We start from the raw sequence: 17176 nt of genomic DNA on the forward strand, positions 1-17176 counted from the left end.
GGCGGAGGGCTAGACGCGGGGCAGCACGACGATCGGGACGTTCAGGTTCGTCAGCAGGTCGTGCAGGGTGCGGCCGACGCCGAGGACGCCGCGATTGCGGGAGGCGCCGACGACGAGCAGCGCGCGATCCCGCGAGAGGCTCAGGATGGCATCGGCAGCCTGCCGATGGAGCAGGTGCGACACGACGTTCCTCACGCCGGGTTCGCCGGTGGCCAGCTCGCGTGCCCGGACGAGCAGTTGAGCCGCTCGCTCCTCCTCGGCGGCGCCGGCGTTCTGCGGCACCGCGTGCACGAGCAGCAGAGGCGCCGAGGTGCGGACCGCCTCCCGGGCGGCGACACGCACCAGCTGCTCCAGATGGGCGGGGTGGTCGACGGCGACGACCACGCCGGTGCGCAGGCGGAGGTCCACGATCGGCACGACGACGAGCACCCCGGGCGCGATGGCGGCGAGCTGGATGCTGCGGATGCCGTAGATGCGTCCCTGCGCGTAGCCGGTCTTGTCGGACCCGATCACCACGGCGTCGCCGTCCTGCACGGCGCCCATGAGCGCGGTCGCGACGTCGCCCTCGACGAGCGCGGTCGCGACCGGGAACGTGCCGCCGGCATCCTCCAGGTCTTCCGCCCGCGCGGCGAGCACCGCACCGAGATCGGCGGCGCTCTCCCTCGGCCAGGACCCGTCCCGCGGACCTCCGTGAGCGTCGACGACGCCCACCAGCACGACTCGCCGCATCACCCGCCGCGCCCGCGCGACAGTCCAGTCGAGGGCGAGGCGCGCAGCGTTGGAGCCGTCGAAGCCCACGAGGTAGCGGCCACCAGGCGGGATCAGGGGATCGACTGCCGCTCCCGACGCCGCCTGCTCGGCCGCCAGGGCGGTCCCGTTGACCATCTCGCTCCTCTATCGAAACCCATAGCGCTCTCTCACCTCACGGCGTAGTCTTCGGACTGACCAGGGACGATGGTCCCGAGTCGAGAACGACGCAGGAATCGAGCCATGAGCATCGACCCTCCGATCCACTTCCCGGATCTGCCGCGCTCCGAGTTGGAGCGGGCGATCGAGGATCTCGTGGACAAGGCCCGGCTCGTGCTCTCCACCCAGGGCCGGCTGCGGAGCCTCCTCGCAGCGACCCGGTCGATCGGCGAGGAGCTCGACCTCCCCGTCGTGCTGCGCCGCATCGTGCAGGCCGCCGTCGATCTGGTGGGGGCCCGGTGCGGGGCCCTCGGCGTCATGGGGCCGGAGGGCGACCTCGAGGAGTTCGTCTCGGTCGGGCTCGAGGCGGACGAGCAGGAGCAGGCCGAGCACGCGCACGGGCAGGAGATCCTCCGTCGCATCACCGCCGATCCGGTGCGGCTGGAGCACGTCAGCCGCGATCCGCGCTCCGTCGGCTTCCCGGAGGGCCTCACACCGCTCGACAGCTTCCTCGGCGTGCCGATCCGTGTGCGCGGCGAGGTGTTCGGCAACCTCTACCTCTGCGACCGCCACGGCGGGCCCTTCACCGTCGAGGACGAGGAGCTGCTCTCGGCGCTGGCCGCGTCCGCCGGGATCGCGATCGACAACGCTCGCCTCTTCGGGGAGACACAGCGCCGGCAGCGGTGGGCGGTCGCCTCGGCCGAGGTGAGCGCCGCTCTCCTCGACGTGGACGGCGCCGACCCGCTGGGCCTCATCGCCGAGGCTGTGGCGGGGATGACCGACGCCGGACTCGTGCTGCTCATCATGCCGACCTCGGTCGACGCCCTCGCCGTCGAGTACGCCTGGGGCGAGGGCGCCGACGCCGTGTCCGGCCGCGTCTTCCCGAAGGAGGGAACGGTCAGCGGCAGCGTCATCGACAGCGGGCACCCGCTCCTCGCGACCTCCATCCCCACGAGGACCTACGGCGACGTCGAGCTGCTCGGCGGGCCCGCCATGGTCCTCCCCCTGGCGGGCGGCGGGCGCCCGCACGGCGCGCTGGCCATCATCCGCCGACTCGGCGCACCCCGGTTCCAGGCGTCGGATCTCGACATGGCGACCGACTTCGCGTCGCACGCGAGCGTCGCGCTCGAGCTCCGGGACGCCCGCCGCGCCCGGGAGCGGGTCGCCCTCCTCGAGGATCGCAGCCGCATCGCCCGTGACCTGCACGACAACGTGATCCAGCGCCTCTTCGGCGCCGGCCTCGCCCTGCACTCGATCGACATCGCCGGGGTGCCTCCTGCGGCGGGCACCAAGATCGCGATGGTCGGCGAGCTGGTGGACCAGGCGATCGCGGAGATCCGCAAGTCGGTCTTCGCCCTGCGCTCCACCCAGCCGGACAACGGCACGCCGCGGCACCGTCTCCTCGACGTGCTCGGAGAGGTGGCGAGCGCGTTCCCCGCGCCCCCGCGGATCACCTTCGAAGGTCACGTCGACCGGTGGGCCCCCGACTCCCTCGTCGACGACCTCGAGGCCGTCGTGCGCGAGGGCCTCGCGAACGCGGCCCGCCATGCGGAGGCCCAGGCGGTCGAGGTCACGGTCGCCGCCGACGAGCGCCAGATCGCCGTGCGCATCGCCGATGACGGCGTCGGGCCGAACGGCAGCAGCCGGAGCAGCGGCATCGGCAACCTCGAGGACAGGGCGCGGGCCTGGGGCGGCGTCAGCAGCCTCGCACCTGGCGAGAGCGGGGGCGCCGTGCTCGAATGGAGGGTCCCGACACCGACCGGAAGGGGAGCGGGATGATCCGCGTGTTCCTCGTCGACGACCACGAGCTGGTGCGTCGCGGCATCGCCGACGTCATCGAGCGGGAAGGCGACATGACCGTCGTCGGGGAGGCGGGCGACGTGCGCTCGGCGCTCCTCCGCGTGCCGGCCACCCGTCCGGACGTCGTCGTCCTCGACGTGCGGCTGCCCGACGGCACGGGCGTCGACGCCTGCCGCCAGCTGCGCTCGTCCCGGCCCGACCTGCCGTGCCTCATGCTCACCGCCTTCGAGGACGAGTCGATCGAGGAGGCCGCGCTGCTCGCCGGCGCTCAGGGGTGGCTGCTGAAGGACATCCGCGGCACGGGACTCGTCGCCGCGCTCCGCCGCGTCGCCGCCGGCGAGCAGCTGATCCGCGAGGACCTCCGCCGGCGGGTGCGCGACCGGCTGCTCCGCGAGGCGCACGGCGCCGAGGAGGCCGAGGTCGAGCTGACGCTGCGCGAGCGGCAGATCCTCAAGCTCATCGCCGAGGGGCTGACCAACCGGCAGATCGGCGAGCGCCTCCAGCTCGCCGAGAAGACGGTCAAGAACTACGTGTCGGGCCTGCTCGACAAGCTCGGGCTGGAGCGGAGGACCCAGGCGGCGGTCTACGGGATGCAGCACCGAGGCAACGCCGCTCGGGACCAACGGCCCTGATCCGTCCTCGGCGCGTCGGCGATCCTCGGGGGACGGAGCGCCCGCTCCGTCCCGCTCCCCTCCCGAATCCTGGAGCCCGCTGTGACCGCTGTCGCCCCCGTCCTCCCGCCGATCGTCCGAGTCGCCCCCATCGAGCTGCTGCCCGCGCTGCACAGCGTGCGCACCTACTCGGTGCCGATTCCGGCGGGCCTGGGGGCCGACCGGCTCCCCTGAGCCCGCTCGAGACTTGAGCACGCTCGGACTCGGGCCTGCTCGGGACTTTCGGCCCTACGGGCCCCTCGCGCCTGCGGTCAGCCTCAGGCCAACTCGACGAGGAGTGAGGGGCGCGCATGGGCATTCGCAGGGTCACGGTCGGCGTCGACGGAAGCCCGGGCAGCCGGGCGGCGATCGACTGGGCTGTCGAACGCTCCCGGCATACCGGGATGACGCTCGAGCTCCTCTCGGTGATCCCGGATACGCGCGGCGACTCGGAGTACGAGGCGGCCGTCCGCCGGTACTCCGAGGGGAACCTCGCCGACTGCATCAGCGCGGTCAAGGCGGGCGCGCCCGGCCTGGCCGTCACGTCCGCGATCCGCGCCGGGTCGCCGACCGCCGAACTGGTGCGCGCCAGCGAGGAGACCGACCTGCTCGTCGTCGGCACCGACAAGTCGAGCAAGGCGCGCCGGCTCGTCTACGGCACGGTCCCCCTGCGGCTCGCCGCGCTGAGCGCCTGCCCGCTGGTCGTGGTGCCGAGGTCCTGGCGGCCGGGACGCGAGAGCGTGGTCCTCGCCGTCGGCGACGAGGAGACGCACCCGAACACCGTCGCGTTCGCGGCGGCGGAGGCCGAGGCGCGCGATCTGGCGCTCGACCTCGTGCACGTGTGGAGCGCAGCACCGAACTACCCGACGCCGATGTACCTCACCGACTATCCGTGGGAGCACGTCGTCGAGTCGAGCCGCCGCGTGCTCGAGGACGCGCGCGCCGAGGTCGTGGCGGCGCATCCGGACCTGACCGTGACCACGCATCTGGAGGAGGGGCCGACGATCCCGCGGCTCGTCGAGGCGGCGGAGAACGCCCAGCTGCTCGTGGTCGGCCGCGGCGGACGCGGCATCTTCCGGGACATCCTGCAGCTCGGCTCGGTCGCGCACGACGTGCTCCTCAACCCGCCCGCGCCGATCGCGGTCGTCCCCTCGGAGCGGAAGCAGCATCTGCCCCGGCGCGAGGACCGCCGCCCCACCTCGTCCGTCGCCGGCTGATACCCTCGCCCCCGTCGAGGCGCACCGGCGCGCCGGAAAGGCTCGACGTCGGCCGCGGAAACGGCGAGGCTTACGCACATGACGACCGCACCCGACGCCGTCACCCTCGACGACGACGTCCTCGCCCGCCTCGACGCCTGGTGGCGCACCGCGAACTACCTCTCCGTCGGGCAGATCTACCTCCTCGACAATCCGCTGCTGCGCCGCCCGCTGCGCCGGGAGGACGTGAAGCCGCGCCTCCTCGGCCACTGGGGCACGACGCCCGGACTCAACCTGCTGTACGCCCACCTCAACCGGGCGATCCAGGAGCGCGACCTCGACGCGATCTACGTGACCGGCCCCGGACACGGCGGCCCGGGGATGGTGGCGAACGCCTACCTCGACGGCACCTACAGCGAGCTGTACCCGGACATCGCGCTGAGCGAGGACGGGGTGCGGCGGCTGTTCCGCCAGTTCTCGTTCCCGGGCGGCATCCCGAGCCACGCGGCGCCCGAGACGCCGGGCTCCATCCACGAGGGCGGCGAGCTCGGCTACGCCCTGTCCCACGCCTACGGGGCCGTCTTCGACAATCCCGACCTGGTGGTCGCCGCGGTGGTGGGCGACGGGGAGGCCGAGACGGGTCCGCTCGCCACGAGCTGGCACTCCAACAAGTTCGTCGACCCGCGGAACGACGGGGTCGTGCTGCCGATCCTGCACCTCAACGGCTGGAAGATCGCGAATCCGACAGTGCTCGCCCGCATCCCGGAGGACGAGCTGCTCGACCTGATGCGCGGCTACGGGCACACGCCGCTGCTCGTCTCGGGCGGCTTCGACGGGGAGGACCCGGCGCACGTGCATCGGCGCCTCGCCGCGGCCCTCGACACGGCGCTCGACAGCATCGCCGACATCAAGCGCCGCGCCGCCGACGGCACGCTGGAGGGCCGCCCCTCCTGGCCGATGATCATCCTCCGCACTCCGAAGGGCTGGACCTGCCCGAAGGAGATCGACGGCCATCCGGCGGAGGGCAGCTGGCGGGCGCACCAGGTGCCGCTCGCCAGCGCCCGCGACACCGAGGAGCACCTGCGGCTGCTCGAGGGCTGGCTGCGCTCCTACCGCCCGGAGGAGCTGTTCACCGAGGAGGGGGCGCCCGTCGAGCGGGCCACCGCGCTCGCGCCCTCGGGAGATCGGCGGATGAGCGCCAACCCGGTCGCGAACGGCGGCCTGCTGCGCCGCCCCCTCGTGCTGCCCGACTTCCGCGACTACGCGGTGGAGGTGCCCGCCCCCGGCGCCGCCGTGCACGAGCCCACCCGGGTGCTCGGCGAGTGGCTCGCCGACGTGGTCCGCGCGAACCCCCGCAACTTCCGCATCTTCGGCCCCGACGAGACGGCGTCGAACCGGCTCGGCGCCGTGCTGGAGGCGACGAGCAAGCAGTGGAACGCCGAGTACGCCCCGGACGACGAGCACCTCGCCCGGTCGGGTCGGGTCATGGAGATGCTCAGCGAGCACCAGTGCCAGGGCTGGCTCGAGGGCTACCTGCTCACGGGCCGGCACGGGCTGTTCAACAGCTACGAGGCGTTCATCCACATCGTCGACTCGATGCTCAACCAGCACGCCAAGTGGCTGAAGGTGTCGCGGACGATCGCGTGGCGGCGGCCCATCGCGTCGCTCAACTACCTGCTCTCGTCCCACGTGTGGCGGCAGGACCACAACGGCTTCTCCCACCAGGACCCCGGCTTCATCGACCACGTCGTCAACAAGAGCGCCGACATCGTGCGGGTCTACCTGCCGTTCGACGCGAACACGCTGCTCTCCGCGTACGACCACTGCCTGCGGTCGGTCGACTACGTGAACGTGGTGGTGGCGGGCAAGCAGCCGTCCTTCGACTGGCTGCCGATGCCCGACGCCATCGCGCACATGACGCGCGGCCTCGGCATCTTCGAGTGGGCGGGCACCGAGGTCGACGGGGAGGAGCCGGACGTCGTGCTCGCCTGCGCCGGGGACATCCCGACCCTGGAGGTGCTCGCCGCGGTCTCGATCCTCCGGCGCGAGATCCCGGACCTGCGGATCCGGGTCGTGAACGTGGTCGACCTCATGCGGCTGCAGTCCGAGGGCGAGCACCCGCACGGGCTCAGCGACCGGGAGTACGACGCGGTGTTCGGGCGCGACGTGCCCGTCGTGTTCGCGTACCACGGCTATCCGTGGCTCATCCACCGCCTCACCTACCGCCGCGCGAACAACACCCACCTGCACGTCCGCGGATACAAGGAGGCGGGCACCACGACGACGCCGTTCGACATGGTCATGCTGAACGACATGGACCGGTACCACCTGGTGATGGACGTGGTGGACCGCGTGCCGCAGCTCGCGGCCCGCTACGGCGCCCTCCGGCAGCGGATGCAGGACGCGCGCGTCGCCGCCCGTCTCCACACTCGGGAGCACGGGGAGGACATCCCCGAGGTCGCGGACTGGACGTGGGACGGGACGACGGCGAGCCGGGACGCGAACGTCGGCGTCGGCCAGGTCTCCATCGCCTCCACCGGTGGGGACAACGAGCAGTGAGCGTCCCGCCGCCGCCCCCCGACACTCCCCGCCGGGAGGCGCCGCCGCGCCCGCCCCGGCCGCCGATGTCCGACCGGACGCCGCCGCCCATCCCCCGCGCCGCCCCACTGCCCCGCACCATCCGCGTCGGGCAGGCGCTGTGGACCGCCAGCCTGCTCGCCGGGATCCTGGTGCTCGTGCTCGCGGTGCTGCGCCGCACCGACCAGTTCGAGCGGCTGCGGACCTTCGTCGGCGACCTTCAGGCCGACGCCGCCGACAGCACGATCGACACCGTCGCGACGGTCGCGTTCTGGACGGCCGTCGCCGTGCTCGGCGTCCTCACCCTGATCGAGCTGGCGCTGCGCGGTCGTGCCGAGCGCCGCGCGGGCGCACGCTGGGCACTGCTGCTCGTGCTGCTGCTCCATGCCGGGGCCGCCGTGCTCGGCGATCCCCTCGTCGCACTCGGCCCACTCGCGCCGCCGTCCCGCGCGCTGCTCGCGGTGCAGCTGGGCCTCGCGGCCGCGGCGCTCGTGCTCACGGCGATCGGGGCCCGCTCAGTCGCCCGTCAGCACCAGGCCGGGAGTCAGGGGCGCTGATCGCTCGGCGAGCAGCGCCTCGCAGCTGCGGATGACCACCCGGCAGACCTCGACGGTCGCCCGGTCCGCGAGCGGGCTCTCGGCCAGTCGCCGCCACCGCTGCAGCGCCTCCCGGGCGGCCGGCCCGACCGCATCGGCCGGTGCGTCCTCCGGCAGCGCGAGCCGCTGACCTGCGGACACGCCCTCGCCGCCGAGGAGGCGCTCGGCGTCGGCGGCGCGCTCGCGGGGCAGGGCGACGGTGCCGGTGCGGAGCGCGGCGAGGAGCCGCAGCTCCGCGAGCCCGTGGGCGCGGGCCGTCAGCCGCTCGAGGACCGCCGCCACGGCGTCGGAGTCGGGCGCGGGCCGCTCCCGGAGCAGCGTCTCCACGCCGAGGACGGCGTTCCGCGCCTTCAGCTCGGCGGCGCGCGCCGTGAACTGGTCGCCGAGGAGGCGCAGCAGCGCGTCGAGGCCGCTGCGGCGGGCGAGCTCGTGCGCGAGCGGCGTGGGCTCTGTCACTCCGGAGCGCAGCAGCACGGCGGCGAGGCGGATGCCGAACAGGCCGAAGCGGTCTAGCAGCGACTGGCGCGCCTGTGGCGTCGTCCGCAGCGCGGGATCCGCGCGCACGAACCGGTCGGCCGAGACGAGGAGCCGCTCCCGCGCGTCACGGTCGAGTCCGGCGACCTCGGACAGGGCTGCGAACTCCGCCTGGCTGAGCGTCCGCGCCCCCTGCGCGAGGAGCCCCGCCACGGGCACGACAGCGAGGGCCAGCGCCCGCAGGCCGCCGTCGCGGCGGTACCGGTCCGCGACCGTGCGGGCCGACACCAGAGCGTCGATGCGTCCCGCGCCGATCTCGTCGGCACGGGAGAGCACGGCGAGCGAGTTGACCGTGCCCGAGCGGCCGGCGGCGGTGTCGCGGAACGACTCGAGGAACTGCAGGTCGGTCGCGTGCAGATGACGCAGCAGGTAGACGACGGCGTCCGCCTCCGACGGCGTGTCCTCGGGCAGGAGGAAGCGCATCGACCGCTCCGACACCTCGGTCGACAGGGAGCCGATGCCGGGGGTGTCGATGAGGGTCAGCGCCCGGAGGCCGGCGGCCGGCCAGTCGACGACGAGGCGCGCCACCTCCTCGGGCGGCGTGCCGCCGAGCTCGAGCGCGAGGCGGCCGTCGGTGCGGCGCACCGGCAGGGACCGCGGCTCCCCGGCGACGGGCACGAGCGTGACACGGGGCGTGTGTCCGTAGCGGTACCAGGTGACGACGCGGGTGCACTCCCCCGCATCCGTCGGCGCGATCTCCTCGCCGATGATCGCGTTGAGGAGCGTCGACTTGCCCGCCTTGACCATGCCCGCCAAGGCGACGCGGAGCGGCTCCTGCAGCCGGGCCCGGTAGCCGCGGAGAGTTGCGACGGCCGCCGGGTCGGAGGCGTACGCCTCGAGCGCCCTGTCGACCAGGGCGAGCGCGCCGGCGAGGGCGTCGTCGGTCACGCGGCCGCCGTCCGGGCAGCGGGGGCCGGCTCCCCCGGCACCTGCGCCCGCAGCGCCTCGACCTTCTTGAGCTCGGCTCGCAGCTCCCGGACCCGCTTCTCGCGCTCAGCGGCGTAGAGGTTCACCGACTTCTGGGCCGCGAGCACGGACGCCCCGAGCGAGCGGTGGTGCTCGTCGGCGATCGCGGTGAAGTGGTCGCGGGTGGCGCGCTGCACGAGCCGCAGCCGGTCCCGCAGCTGCTTGCCCACCTGGAAGATCACCTCGTCGAGCTGCTTGTGGATGAGGCTCTTCGCCTCGCTCTGCCGCTTCTTCAGCCGCGCCTCGCGGTCGTCCTTGTAGGCCTTGCGGCCGAGCACGAGGCCGGCGGCGAGCGAGAACGGGTTGATGAGGCTCATGCCGACGATGCTCGTCACGAGGCCGACCATGAGGACGCCGCCGTACGACCCGCGCATCCCGATGAGCACCTTCTGCATCGCGCCGGGCTGCCCGATGTCGAGCGCGGGCACGGACTCGACCGGCGCGAGGACGCTGTCGATGCTCTCCGCCGCCAGGGTGGGCAGCGGCACCTCGCCCTGGCTGAAGTGCTCGGCCACCTGCTCCGACAGCCAGCGTGCCCGCTCGTCCGTCCACACGAACGTGTCGGACACCGCAGCGGTCACACGCTGCTCGAGCCACTCCATCAGCTGGTCCCACGCCGGCCCGGGATCGCCCTCGTCGATCGCCGCATCCGCGTCGCGCTGGATGGCGCGCATCCGGTCGCGGAGGTCGTGCTCCAGGTCGGAGATGAGGTCGGCGACTCCGTCGTTGAGCGTCAGCTGCCAGCGTGACGTGCGCCGGCGCAGCTCGTCGGTGCGCTCCTTGGCCGCCTCCAGCTCGGCGACCACCTGCGGGGTGGTCGACGGATGCAGCAGCGCGCTGAGCTCGGTCTGCAGCGCGAGGCTCAGGTGCTCGGTGACCGAGACGAGGTCGTGCGCGACCGCCCGCCGCTGCAGCGCCTCCGCATGGCCGAGGACCTCCGAGCGCAGGTAGGTGACGAGCTCCGGGAAGCCCGACTCCGCGTTGAGCTCCCGGTCGCTCAGCCGCGCGGCCTGCATGCGCAGCTCGGACGAGACCGCGAAGAGGGGGATGCCGGGCTGGATGCGGTCGAGGTGGCCGCGGTCGAGGTCCGCGATCTGCCGCCAGTGCGGGTACAGGTCGGTCTTCGTGAGGACGGCGGCGACGGTCGGGCAGACGCGGAGCGCCTGGCGGAGGAACTGCATCTCCGGCTCCGTGTACTCCTGCGACGCGTCCGACACGAGCAGCATCGCGTCCGCCATCGGCAGGGCGCCGAGCGTCGTCAGCGAGTGCGCGGAGTCGAGACCCCCGACCCCGGGCGAGTCGACGAGGGTGAGCCCGCCGGCCAGCAGCTTGCGGGGCAGGAACACCTCCGCCGCCACGAGCCCGCGCCGGTTGCCCGGGTTGCCCCGCTCGGAGACCTCCTCGGCCAGGCCGTCGAGCTCGACGGGCCGTCGCTCCAGCACCGGCTCGGCCTCGCTGCTGCCCTCCTTCGGCACCACGATGCGGGCGGACGCGGGATCGCCGTAGCGGACCACCGTGGGCACCGCCGTCGCGATGTCGTCGTCGACCGGGCAGACCGGCGTCCCCACCAGCGCGTTGATCAGCCGGCTCTTGCCCTGCTTGAACTCGCCGACGACGATCACGCGGATCGTCGGCTCCGCGAGCCGCTCCCTCGTCTGCTCCAGCCGGCGGCGCAGATCGCCCCGGTCCCCGGCAGCGGCCAGCTCGATGCCCTGCGCGACCAGGTCGGCCAATCGGACCACGTCGTCTCCCTCGACCTCGGGTTCCCATCCTGCACAAACAGAGGTCGAGCAGGAAGTGGGTGGCTTCCTGCTCGACCTCGGGAGCGCGGCGTTCGGGTCGCCGCGCCCCCTGTTGGGTGGCGGCCGGGTCTAGAGGGCGGCGTCCTCCTCGACGACATCGACGTCGAGGTCGGTGTCGTTGTGGGCGACGACGGTGGAGTCCTCGATGTTCGTGAACTCCGCCTCGATGTCGTCGATCGCGACGTCGGTGTTCGTGGAGTTGTCGTTGAACGAGTCGTCGAGCTCGACGTCCGTCTCGGTCTCGTTGAAGGAGTCGTCCACGTCCACGTCCACGTCGGTGTTGATCGAGTTGTCCGTGTCGGAGTTGTCCGTGACCGAGTTGTCGGAGTTGTCCGTCGTCGAGTTGTCGGAGTTGTCCTGGAACGAGTCGTCGATGTCGACGTCGGTGGAGTTGTCGGAGTTGTCCTGGAACGAGTCGTCGATGTCGACGTCCACGTCGGTGGAGTTGTCCGAGTTGTCCGTCGTGGAGTTGTCGGAGTTGTCCGAGTTGTCGTTGAGCGAGCCGTTCAGCGAGTCGTCCAGGTTCACCGAGTTGTCGACCGAGTTGTCGCTGTTGTCGGAGTTGTCGGAGTTGTCCTGGAACGAGTCCTCGATGTCGACGTCGATGTCGGTGTTGCCGACGTTGATGTCCTCGCCCGCACTGATGTTCGTCGAGTTGTCGGTCGAGTTGTCGACGGCCGCGTCGTCGCCGGCAGCGGCGGCGCCGTCCCCGGAGGCGACGATCGTCTCGTTGTCGAACAGCTGGGTGACGTCTCCGTCGGCCCAGATGTTCTGGTTCACGGACTGGTCGACGATGGTGTCCCGGTCGTCGAGGCTCGTGTACGAGAAGTTGTTGACGACGTGGGTGAGCTGGTGCACCGCCGGCGGGAGCGGGGTCTCCGCGACGGTCGCGCCGGAGCCGGAGCCGCCGCCGGACCCGCCGGAGCCGCCCGAGGATCCGTTCGAGCCGGAGTAGTGGCTGTCTCCGCCGCTGACCTCGTTGCCGCCCGTGTCGTAGTCGCGGCCGCCGACGTGGGCGTCGACCGGGGCGTAGTCGAGGACGACCGGCATCACGGCGTCGACGTCGTCGGTCGTGATGTCGCCGAGGCCGTGCTCGTCGAGGACGCCCTGCGGGTCGTCGAGGAACTCCTCGGCGGCCTTCGGGTCCTTGAGGAGGTGCATGAGGAAGTCGAGCAGAAGCTGGGTGATGGACATTGTCGGGTGGCTCCCTTTGGGTTGTCGGGGCGTCGGGATGGAGTTGGGTTGCGGGTGTTGCTGTTCCGGGAGGGGTGTTGCTATTCGGGTGGGTGTTGCACTTCGGGTGGGTGTTGCACTTCGGGTGGGTGTTGCACTTCGGGTCTCCGGTGAACCGGACACCTGACGGTAGGCCGGGGTCTTCTCGCGCTACATCCGCGATCCGCCCCCTACCGGCCGGCGAGGGGATGGGGATCGGGCTCACCCCCCGTTAGGGGGGAAGGGTCGCAGAACCGCTCTTCCTCGGCTCGCGGGCGCGGCGAAGCCGCTCGTCCTCGTGCGAGGGCGAGGGTCAGGCCCGCTCGTCCTCGGCCTCGAGGGCCAGGCGCAGCTGGGCGAGGAGCTCCGATCGGGTGCTCGCCTCGAGGCGCGAGCGCATGCGGGCGATGTGGTGCTCCACCGTCCGGGGCGAGATGAAGATGGCCTCGCCGATCTCGCGGTAGTTCTTGCCCTCGAGCACCAGGCGGGCCACCTCGCGCTCGCGGGGGCTCAGCACGGCGTCCCCTCCCCGCCGGGGCTCCTCGCCGGAAGGCGCCGCGGGGGCCGGTGCCGGCCCGGCGACGGCGGGGACCGGGCCCGGATCAGCGCCGTGGTGCAGGTCCCGTGCGCACGCGAGCAGCCGCGCGATGTCGCGCCGGTCCTCCGAGTGCGCGGCCGCGTGGCCCGCGAGCCTCGAGCCGTCCCATGCCAGGCCGACGGTCGCGAGGGCGCGAGCGGCCGATTCGACCGTCGGCGCCTCGAAGCGGCCGGCGAGGACCGACATCCAGGCCCGGCCCGCCGTCGCGAGGACGGCGGCGGGGCGGCTGTGCTCGGCGGCGCGGACGAGGGCGGCCGCGTGCGGCGCGACGTCGGAGGGACGGTCGGTGAGGATCGCGGCCCGGACCGCCGACCAGTGCAGCGGCACCGCCCAGAGCGGCGGACTGCCGAGCCGCTCGAGCAGGGTCCACGCCTCGGCGACATGCGCCTCCACGCGAGCCGAATCGTGCAGGCGCGCGGCCGCGACGGCGAGCTCACCGACCGGCAGGAGGCTGAAGAGGTCGACCGGCAGGTGCAGGACCGTCTCCCGAGCCCGCTGCCAGCTCCGGACGAGCGCGGCCAGGTCGTCCGCGCGGCGGGCGAGGCCGACCTCGAGCGCGCGGAGCAGCAGCTCGTCGCGCGGGGCGATGCCCCGCTGCCCCTCCTGCGCCTCGGAGATCGCCGCTCGGGCGCGCTCGGGGCGCTCCCCCTGCATGGCCGTCCAGGCGCGCAGCAGCAGCAGGCGGGACCGCGCCGGGGCTCCGCCCTGATTAGCGGCGATCGCGGTGTCGAGCACCGACTCGGCGATCGCCAGGTCTCCGGCGTGCAGCGCGGCGAGGGCGGCGACCGAGGCCGGCAGCTCCGGCATCGGCAGCGTCAGACCCGACGCGTTCATCATGTCGGAGGCGCGCACCAGCGCCGGCAGCGCGCCGGCCGACGACGGGGCGAGGGAGGCGCGAAGGCCCTGCTCGAGCAGCGCGGCGGCCACCGTGTGCAGGGCCGGGGAGCCGGACGGATCGGGCGGCGTCTCCGCCGCCCTCTCCCCCGCCGCCAGAGCCGCGACCGCGGCGAGGGGCGCCGACGGGCCGAGGCTCCGGCCGCCCAGCCAGCGGTAGGTCTCGGCGGCCCGCGTCCTCATCCCGCGCTCGGTCCAGAGGACCGCGGCGACGTTGGCCGCGCGCACGGCGTCGGGCGGATCCACCGCTGCGAACACCTCCTCGAGCAGGCGCCACGCCTCGTCGACCTCGCCCGTCGCCCACAGCGCCTGGGCACGCCGGGCGGCGATGGGGAGGACGCCGGCGCCGGCGTCCAGCGCCTCGCGGTAGAGCGTAGCCGCCACCGACGGCTGGGTGGCGAGGAGGTGGTCGGCGGAGTGCTCGAGCGCCTCGGCGACCCGGCGGTCCCGGACGCCCGCCCGCGCGAGCGACTCCGCGAGGGGCGCGAGGTCGCGGCCCTCCGCGGCGTACGACTCGAGCAGCGCCCGCTGGAGTCCGCGGAGGCGGTGCGCCGGGGTCGTCTCGAGGAGCGCCTCGCGAACGAGTGGCGCGAGCTCCCCGCCGGGAAGCAGCAGTCCGTCGTGCCGAGCCCGGGAGAACAGCTGGTCCACCCGCCCGTCGAGGTCGCCGAGGGAGGCCGGAAGCGGACCGGACAGGTCGAAGCCGACGGCGAGGGCGACCAGCAGCGAGTGCAGGTCGGCGTCGATGCCCTCGAGCTCATAGCCGAGCTGGTCGAGGAGGTCCGGCGGCACAGGGCCGGGTCGGCCGATCTCGGGGCCGGCCGCGAGGGCACGGTGCACCAGCCACGGCTGGCCCCCGGTGACTCGGCGGATCTCCTCTACGGCCTCCTCGGTGGGCAGCATGCCCCACGCTGCCGCCGCGGCGCGGGCGATCTCGCTCGGCGTCAGCGAGCCGAGAACGACCGGCGGGTGGAAGTGCTCGAGGTCCGCGGCGAGGCGGCGCAGAGCGGGCCGGTCCGGCCAGAGCCGGTAGGCGACGAGCACGTCGAGGTCGTCCCGTCGCAGCGCGGCTCGCAGCTGCGCGATGCGCTCGTCGGGGAGGAGGTGCGCGTCGTCGATGAGGAGCGCCGCACGTCCCCCGTTGCCGGGCAGCTCCTCCAGGTCACGGTAGAGCTTGCGCCCATCGGCCCGGTACGCCGCCGCGAGCTGGTCGAGCAGGGAGCTCTTCCCCGTGCCCCCCGGTCCGGTCAGCCCTGCGACGAGCCGGCCCTCCCGTGCGAGCTCGAGCAGCGCCGAGGCCGCGGCGGTGCCGGGGACGGGACCGGGACGGCCCGTGCCCGAGGAGGACGCGCGCACGCGGCTTCCCCTAGACGAGGGCGACCGGCTGCTCGGCCGGTGTCTCCGCCGGCTGCTCTTCGACGGGCGGAGCGGGCTCCTCGACGGGCGGGTTCTCTACAGGCTGCTCCTCAATGGGCTGCTCCGGCTGTTGCTCGGGCGGGGTGGTCGGGGTGGTGGTCGGCGTCGGCTCCGGATTCGTGGTCGGCGTCGGCTCAGGAGTCGTCGTCGGCGTCGGCTCCGGAGTCGTGGTCGGCGTCGGCTCCGGGGTGGTCGTGGGCGTCGGCGTCGGGGTCGTGGTGGGCGGAGGCGTCGGGGTCGGCGTGCCGTCGGGGCTCGTCGTCGGCCCGGGCGTGGTCACAGGACCGGTCGGCCCCTGCGTCGCCCCCGGCTTCAGCGGACCCGTCGACGGCGCCGCGGTGCCGGATCCGGAGGCCGTCCCCGGGGACGACGTCGCCCTCGACGGGGTCGAGCCGTTGTTCGTCGCCCGGCCCCAGGAGGAGATCGGCTGGGAGCGCACTCCCGGTGCCGGCGTGTCGAAGAGCTCAGGGGTGGTGTCGACCGGTTCCGCCGCGGGTGACTCCCCGGGCAGCTCCTCCGTCGTGTCGGACGCCGCGGCGGCCGCGGCGCCCGTGTCGCCCTCGGTGGCGCTCGCGACATCCGAGGAGAACGGATCGGTGCCGACGGCGGTCGGCGAGGCGGGACCCGCGAGCGCGAAGATGCCGGCGGCGCCCGCGGCGACTCCCGCGATGATCCGCACGCGCACGCTGCGGCCGGTCACCGAGGTGCCGCCGAACGCCGCGACACCCGCCCCGAACCGCGGCGGGTGGGGGCTGAACACGCGCGCGTCGAGGCCGGGCTCCGGCGCGGCGACCGGCACCAGCGCGGGACGCACCGGGACGGCGGCCACGGCGGCGGCGCCGGAGCAGATGGCGGCCTTCGGGTCGACGTCGACGGCGACCGGGCGGCCGAGCTCGGCCGAGATCAACTCCGCGATGAGCGGGATCCGCGAGGACCCGCCGACGAGCAGCACGGTCGACAGCGCCTGCACGCCCAGTCCGGCGGCCTCGGTCGCCGCGACGAGCGCGGCGATGGTCTCCTCGACCGGCTCCTCGATCAGGCTCTCGAACTCGGTGCGGAGCAGGCGGACCTGGGTGGTCAGCCCGGGGAGGAGGACGGGGATCGTCGCCTCGGAATCGTAGGACAGGGTCTCCTTCGCCTCCACGCATTCGCGGCGGAGCCGGGCGAGCGCGAGCGCCATCTCCGGGTCGTCCGGATCGAGCTCGGCGAGGCGGTCGCCGAGCGCGGTGGTGACGTGGCGGACGACGGCGTCGTCGAAGTCGCGGCCGCCGATGCCCTCCAGCCCCTCGGGCCGGCCGAGGAGCGTGAAGCGGCCGCTCTCCTCCTTGCGCAGGATGGCCGCGTCGAAGGTGCCGCCGCCGAGGTCGTACACCGCGATGGTGGTGCCTGCGGCGACGCGCTCCTGCGCGGCGTAGTGCCGTGCCGCGGCGGCGGGCTCGGTCAGCAGGATGGCGTCCGGCAGCCCGGCGCGCTCGAGCGCGTCGCGGAGCAGCTGCACCTTGTAGGGGCCCCAGCCCGCCGGGTGGGACACCGCGAGCCCGGCGGGGGCGCCGCCCTCGCGCTCGCTCGCCTGCTCCACGACCCAGCGGGCCATGGTGGCGATGAGGTCCTCGGGCCGCACCGTGCCCTCGCCGACGACGATCGGCACGTCGTCGCCCATCCGCCGCTTGAAGTCGCGGACCAGCCGGTCCGGCTCGGACATCCCCCGCCGCTCGGCGGCCTCACCGACGAGCAGCGGCCCGTCCTCGGGCAGGAACACGACGGACGGAACGGCGTCACGGCGACTCCCCAGACGCAGCGACTGGGGCATGGCCCCCGCGTCCGCGTCGAGCCGCAGGACGGCCGCAGCCGTATAGCTAGTTCCGATGTCGATACCGAGGACATAGGTCATGGGCAAGGCCTTTCATCGATCGCCAGCGATCGTCGGGTGCCCGAACTGTAACACCGACCAGTGAACGGGAGAATGGGCCTTGCGCCCCCTGGATTCCTTCAGCCTCCGGCGCGGAGGACACTGGATCCGAAGGCGGAG

The 17176-nt window shown here is 73.6% G+C and carries 12 protein-coding genes; 6 read left to right on the top strand and 6 right to left on the bottom strand.

Going from position 1 to position 17176, the window contains the following annotated elements:
* Positions 1–9: 9 nt before the first annotated feature.
* The gene (locus tag J3P36_RS03475) at positions 10–885 is read right to left on the bottom strand and encodes a universal stress protein (protein ID WP_210505847.1); all 876 of its coding nucleotides are present in this window, start codon (positions 883–885) and stop codon (positions 10–12) included.
* Positions 886–990: 105 nt separating this feature from the next.
* Here J3P36_RS03475 and J3P36_RS03480 point away from each other — a divergent pair, with 105 nt between their 5' ends.
* The 6 genes from J3P36_RS03480 to J3P36_RS03500 all read left to right on the top strand — a co-directional run bounded on the left by J3P36_RS03480 (position 991) and on the right by J3P36_RS03500 (position 7686).
* Positions 991–2685, top strand: a complete 1695-nt coding sequence (locus J3P36_RS03480; protein WP_210505848.1) for a GAF domain-containing protein — start codon at positions 991–993, stop codon at positions 2683–2685.
* Positions 2682–3338: a response regulator transcription factor gene (locus J3P36_RS03485; protein WP_210505849.1), complete on the top strand. Its 657-nt coding sequence runs from the start codon at positions 2682–2684 to the stop codon at positions 3336–3338. The genes J3P36_RS03480 and J3P36_RS03485 overlap by 4 nt, the downstream gene beginning before the upstream one ends.
* A gap of 81 nt (positions 3339–3419) precedes the next feature.
* Entirely contained in the window at positions 3420–3551 is a 132-nt protein-coding gene (locus tag J3P36_RS16510) for a hypothetical protein (protein ID WP_282595079.1), read from the top strand.
* Between the two features lie 116 nt (positions 3552–3667).
* Complete coding sequence (locus tag J3P36_RS03490; protein ID WP_210505850.1) at positions 3668–4573, top strand: universal stress protein; 906 nt, start codon at positions 3668–3670, stop codon at positions 4571–4573.
* A 78-nt stretch (positions 4574–4651) separates the two neighbouring features.
* Positions 4652–7111 (top strand): phosphoketolase, encoded by a 2460-nt coding sequence (locus tag J3P36_RS03495; RefSeq protein ID WP_210505851.1) that lies wholly within the window; start codon positions 4652–4654, stop codon positions 7109–7111.
* 65 nt (positions 7112–7176) lie between these two features.
* Positions 7177–7686, top strand: coding sequence for a hypothetical protein (locus tag J3P36_RS03500; protein WP_210505852.1), 510 nt, complete (start codon positions 7177–7179; stop codon positions 7684–7686).
* Here the strand turns inward: J3P36_RS03500 and J3P36_RS03505 are convergent.
* The 5 genes from J3P36_RS03505 to J3P36_RS03525 all read right to left on the bottom strand — a co-directional run bounded on the left by J3P36_RS03505 (position 7645) and on the right by J3P36_RS03525 (position 17038).
* Complete coding sequence (locus tag J3P36_RS03505) at positions 7645–9147, bottom strand: dynamin family protein (RefSeq protein ID WP_210505853.1); 1503 nt, start codon at positions 9145–9147, stop codon at positions 7645–7647. The two genes, J3P36_RS03500 and J3P36_RS03505, sit on opposite strands and share 42 nt — an antisense overlap.
* Positions 9144–10967, bottom strand: a complete 1824-nt coding sequence (locus J3P36_RS03510; RefSeq protein WP_210505854.1) for a dynamin family protein — start codon at positions 10965–10967, stop codon at positions 9144–9146. Before J3P36_RS03510 ends, J3P36_RS03505 begins: the two co-directional genes overlap by 4 nt.
* Positions 10968–11096: 129 nt before the next feature.
* Complete coding sequence (locus J3P36_RS03515) at positions 11097–12221, bottom strand: IniB N-terminal domain-containing protein (protein WP_210505855.1); 1125 nt, start codon at positions 12219–12221, stop codon at positions 11097–11099.
* Between the two features lie 331 nt (positions 12222–12552).
* On the bottom strand, positions 12553–15087 hold the full coding sequence (locus tag J3P36_RS03520) for a LuxR C-terminal-related transcriptional regulator (RefSeq protein WP_307806934.1): 2535 nt from the start codon (positions 15085–15087) through the stop codon (positions 12553–12555).
* A 10-nt stretch (positions 15088–15097) separates the two neighbouring features.
* Positions 15098–17038, bottom strand: a complete 1941-nt coding sequence (locus J3P36_RS03525) for an Hsp70 family protein (protein WP_210505856.1) — start codon at positions 17036–17038, stop codon at positions 15098–15100.
* Positions 17039–17176 lie beyond the last annotated feature (138 nt).

The sequence above is a fragment of the Naasia sp. SYSU D00057 genome (assembly GCF_017916505.1).
Classification (GTDB): Bacteria; Actinomycetota; Actinomycetes; order Actinomycetales; family Microbacteriaceae; genus Naasia.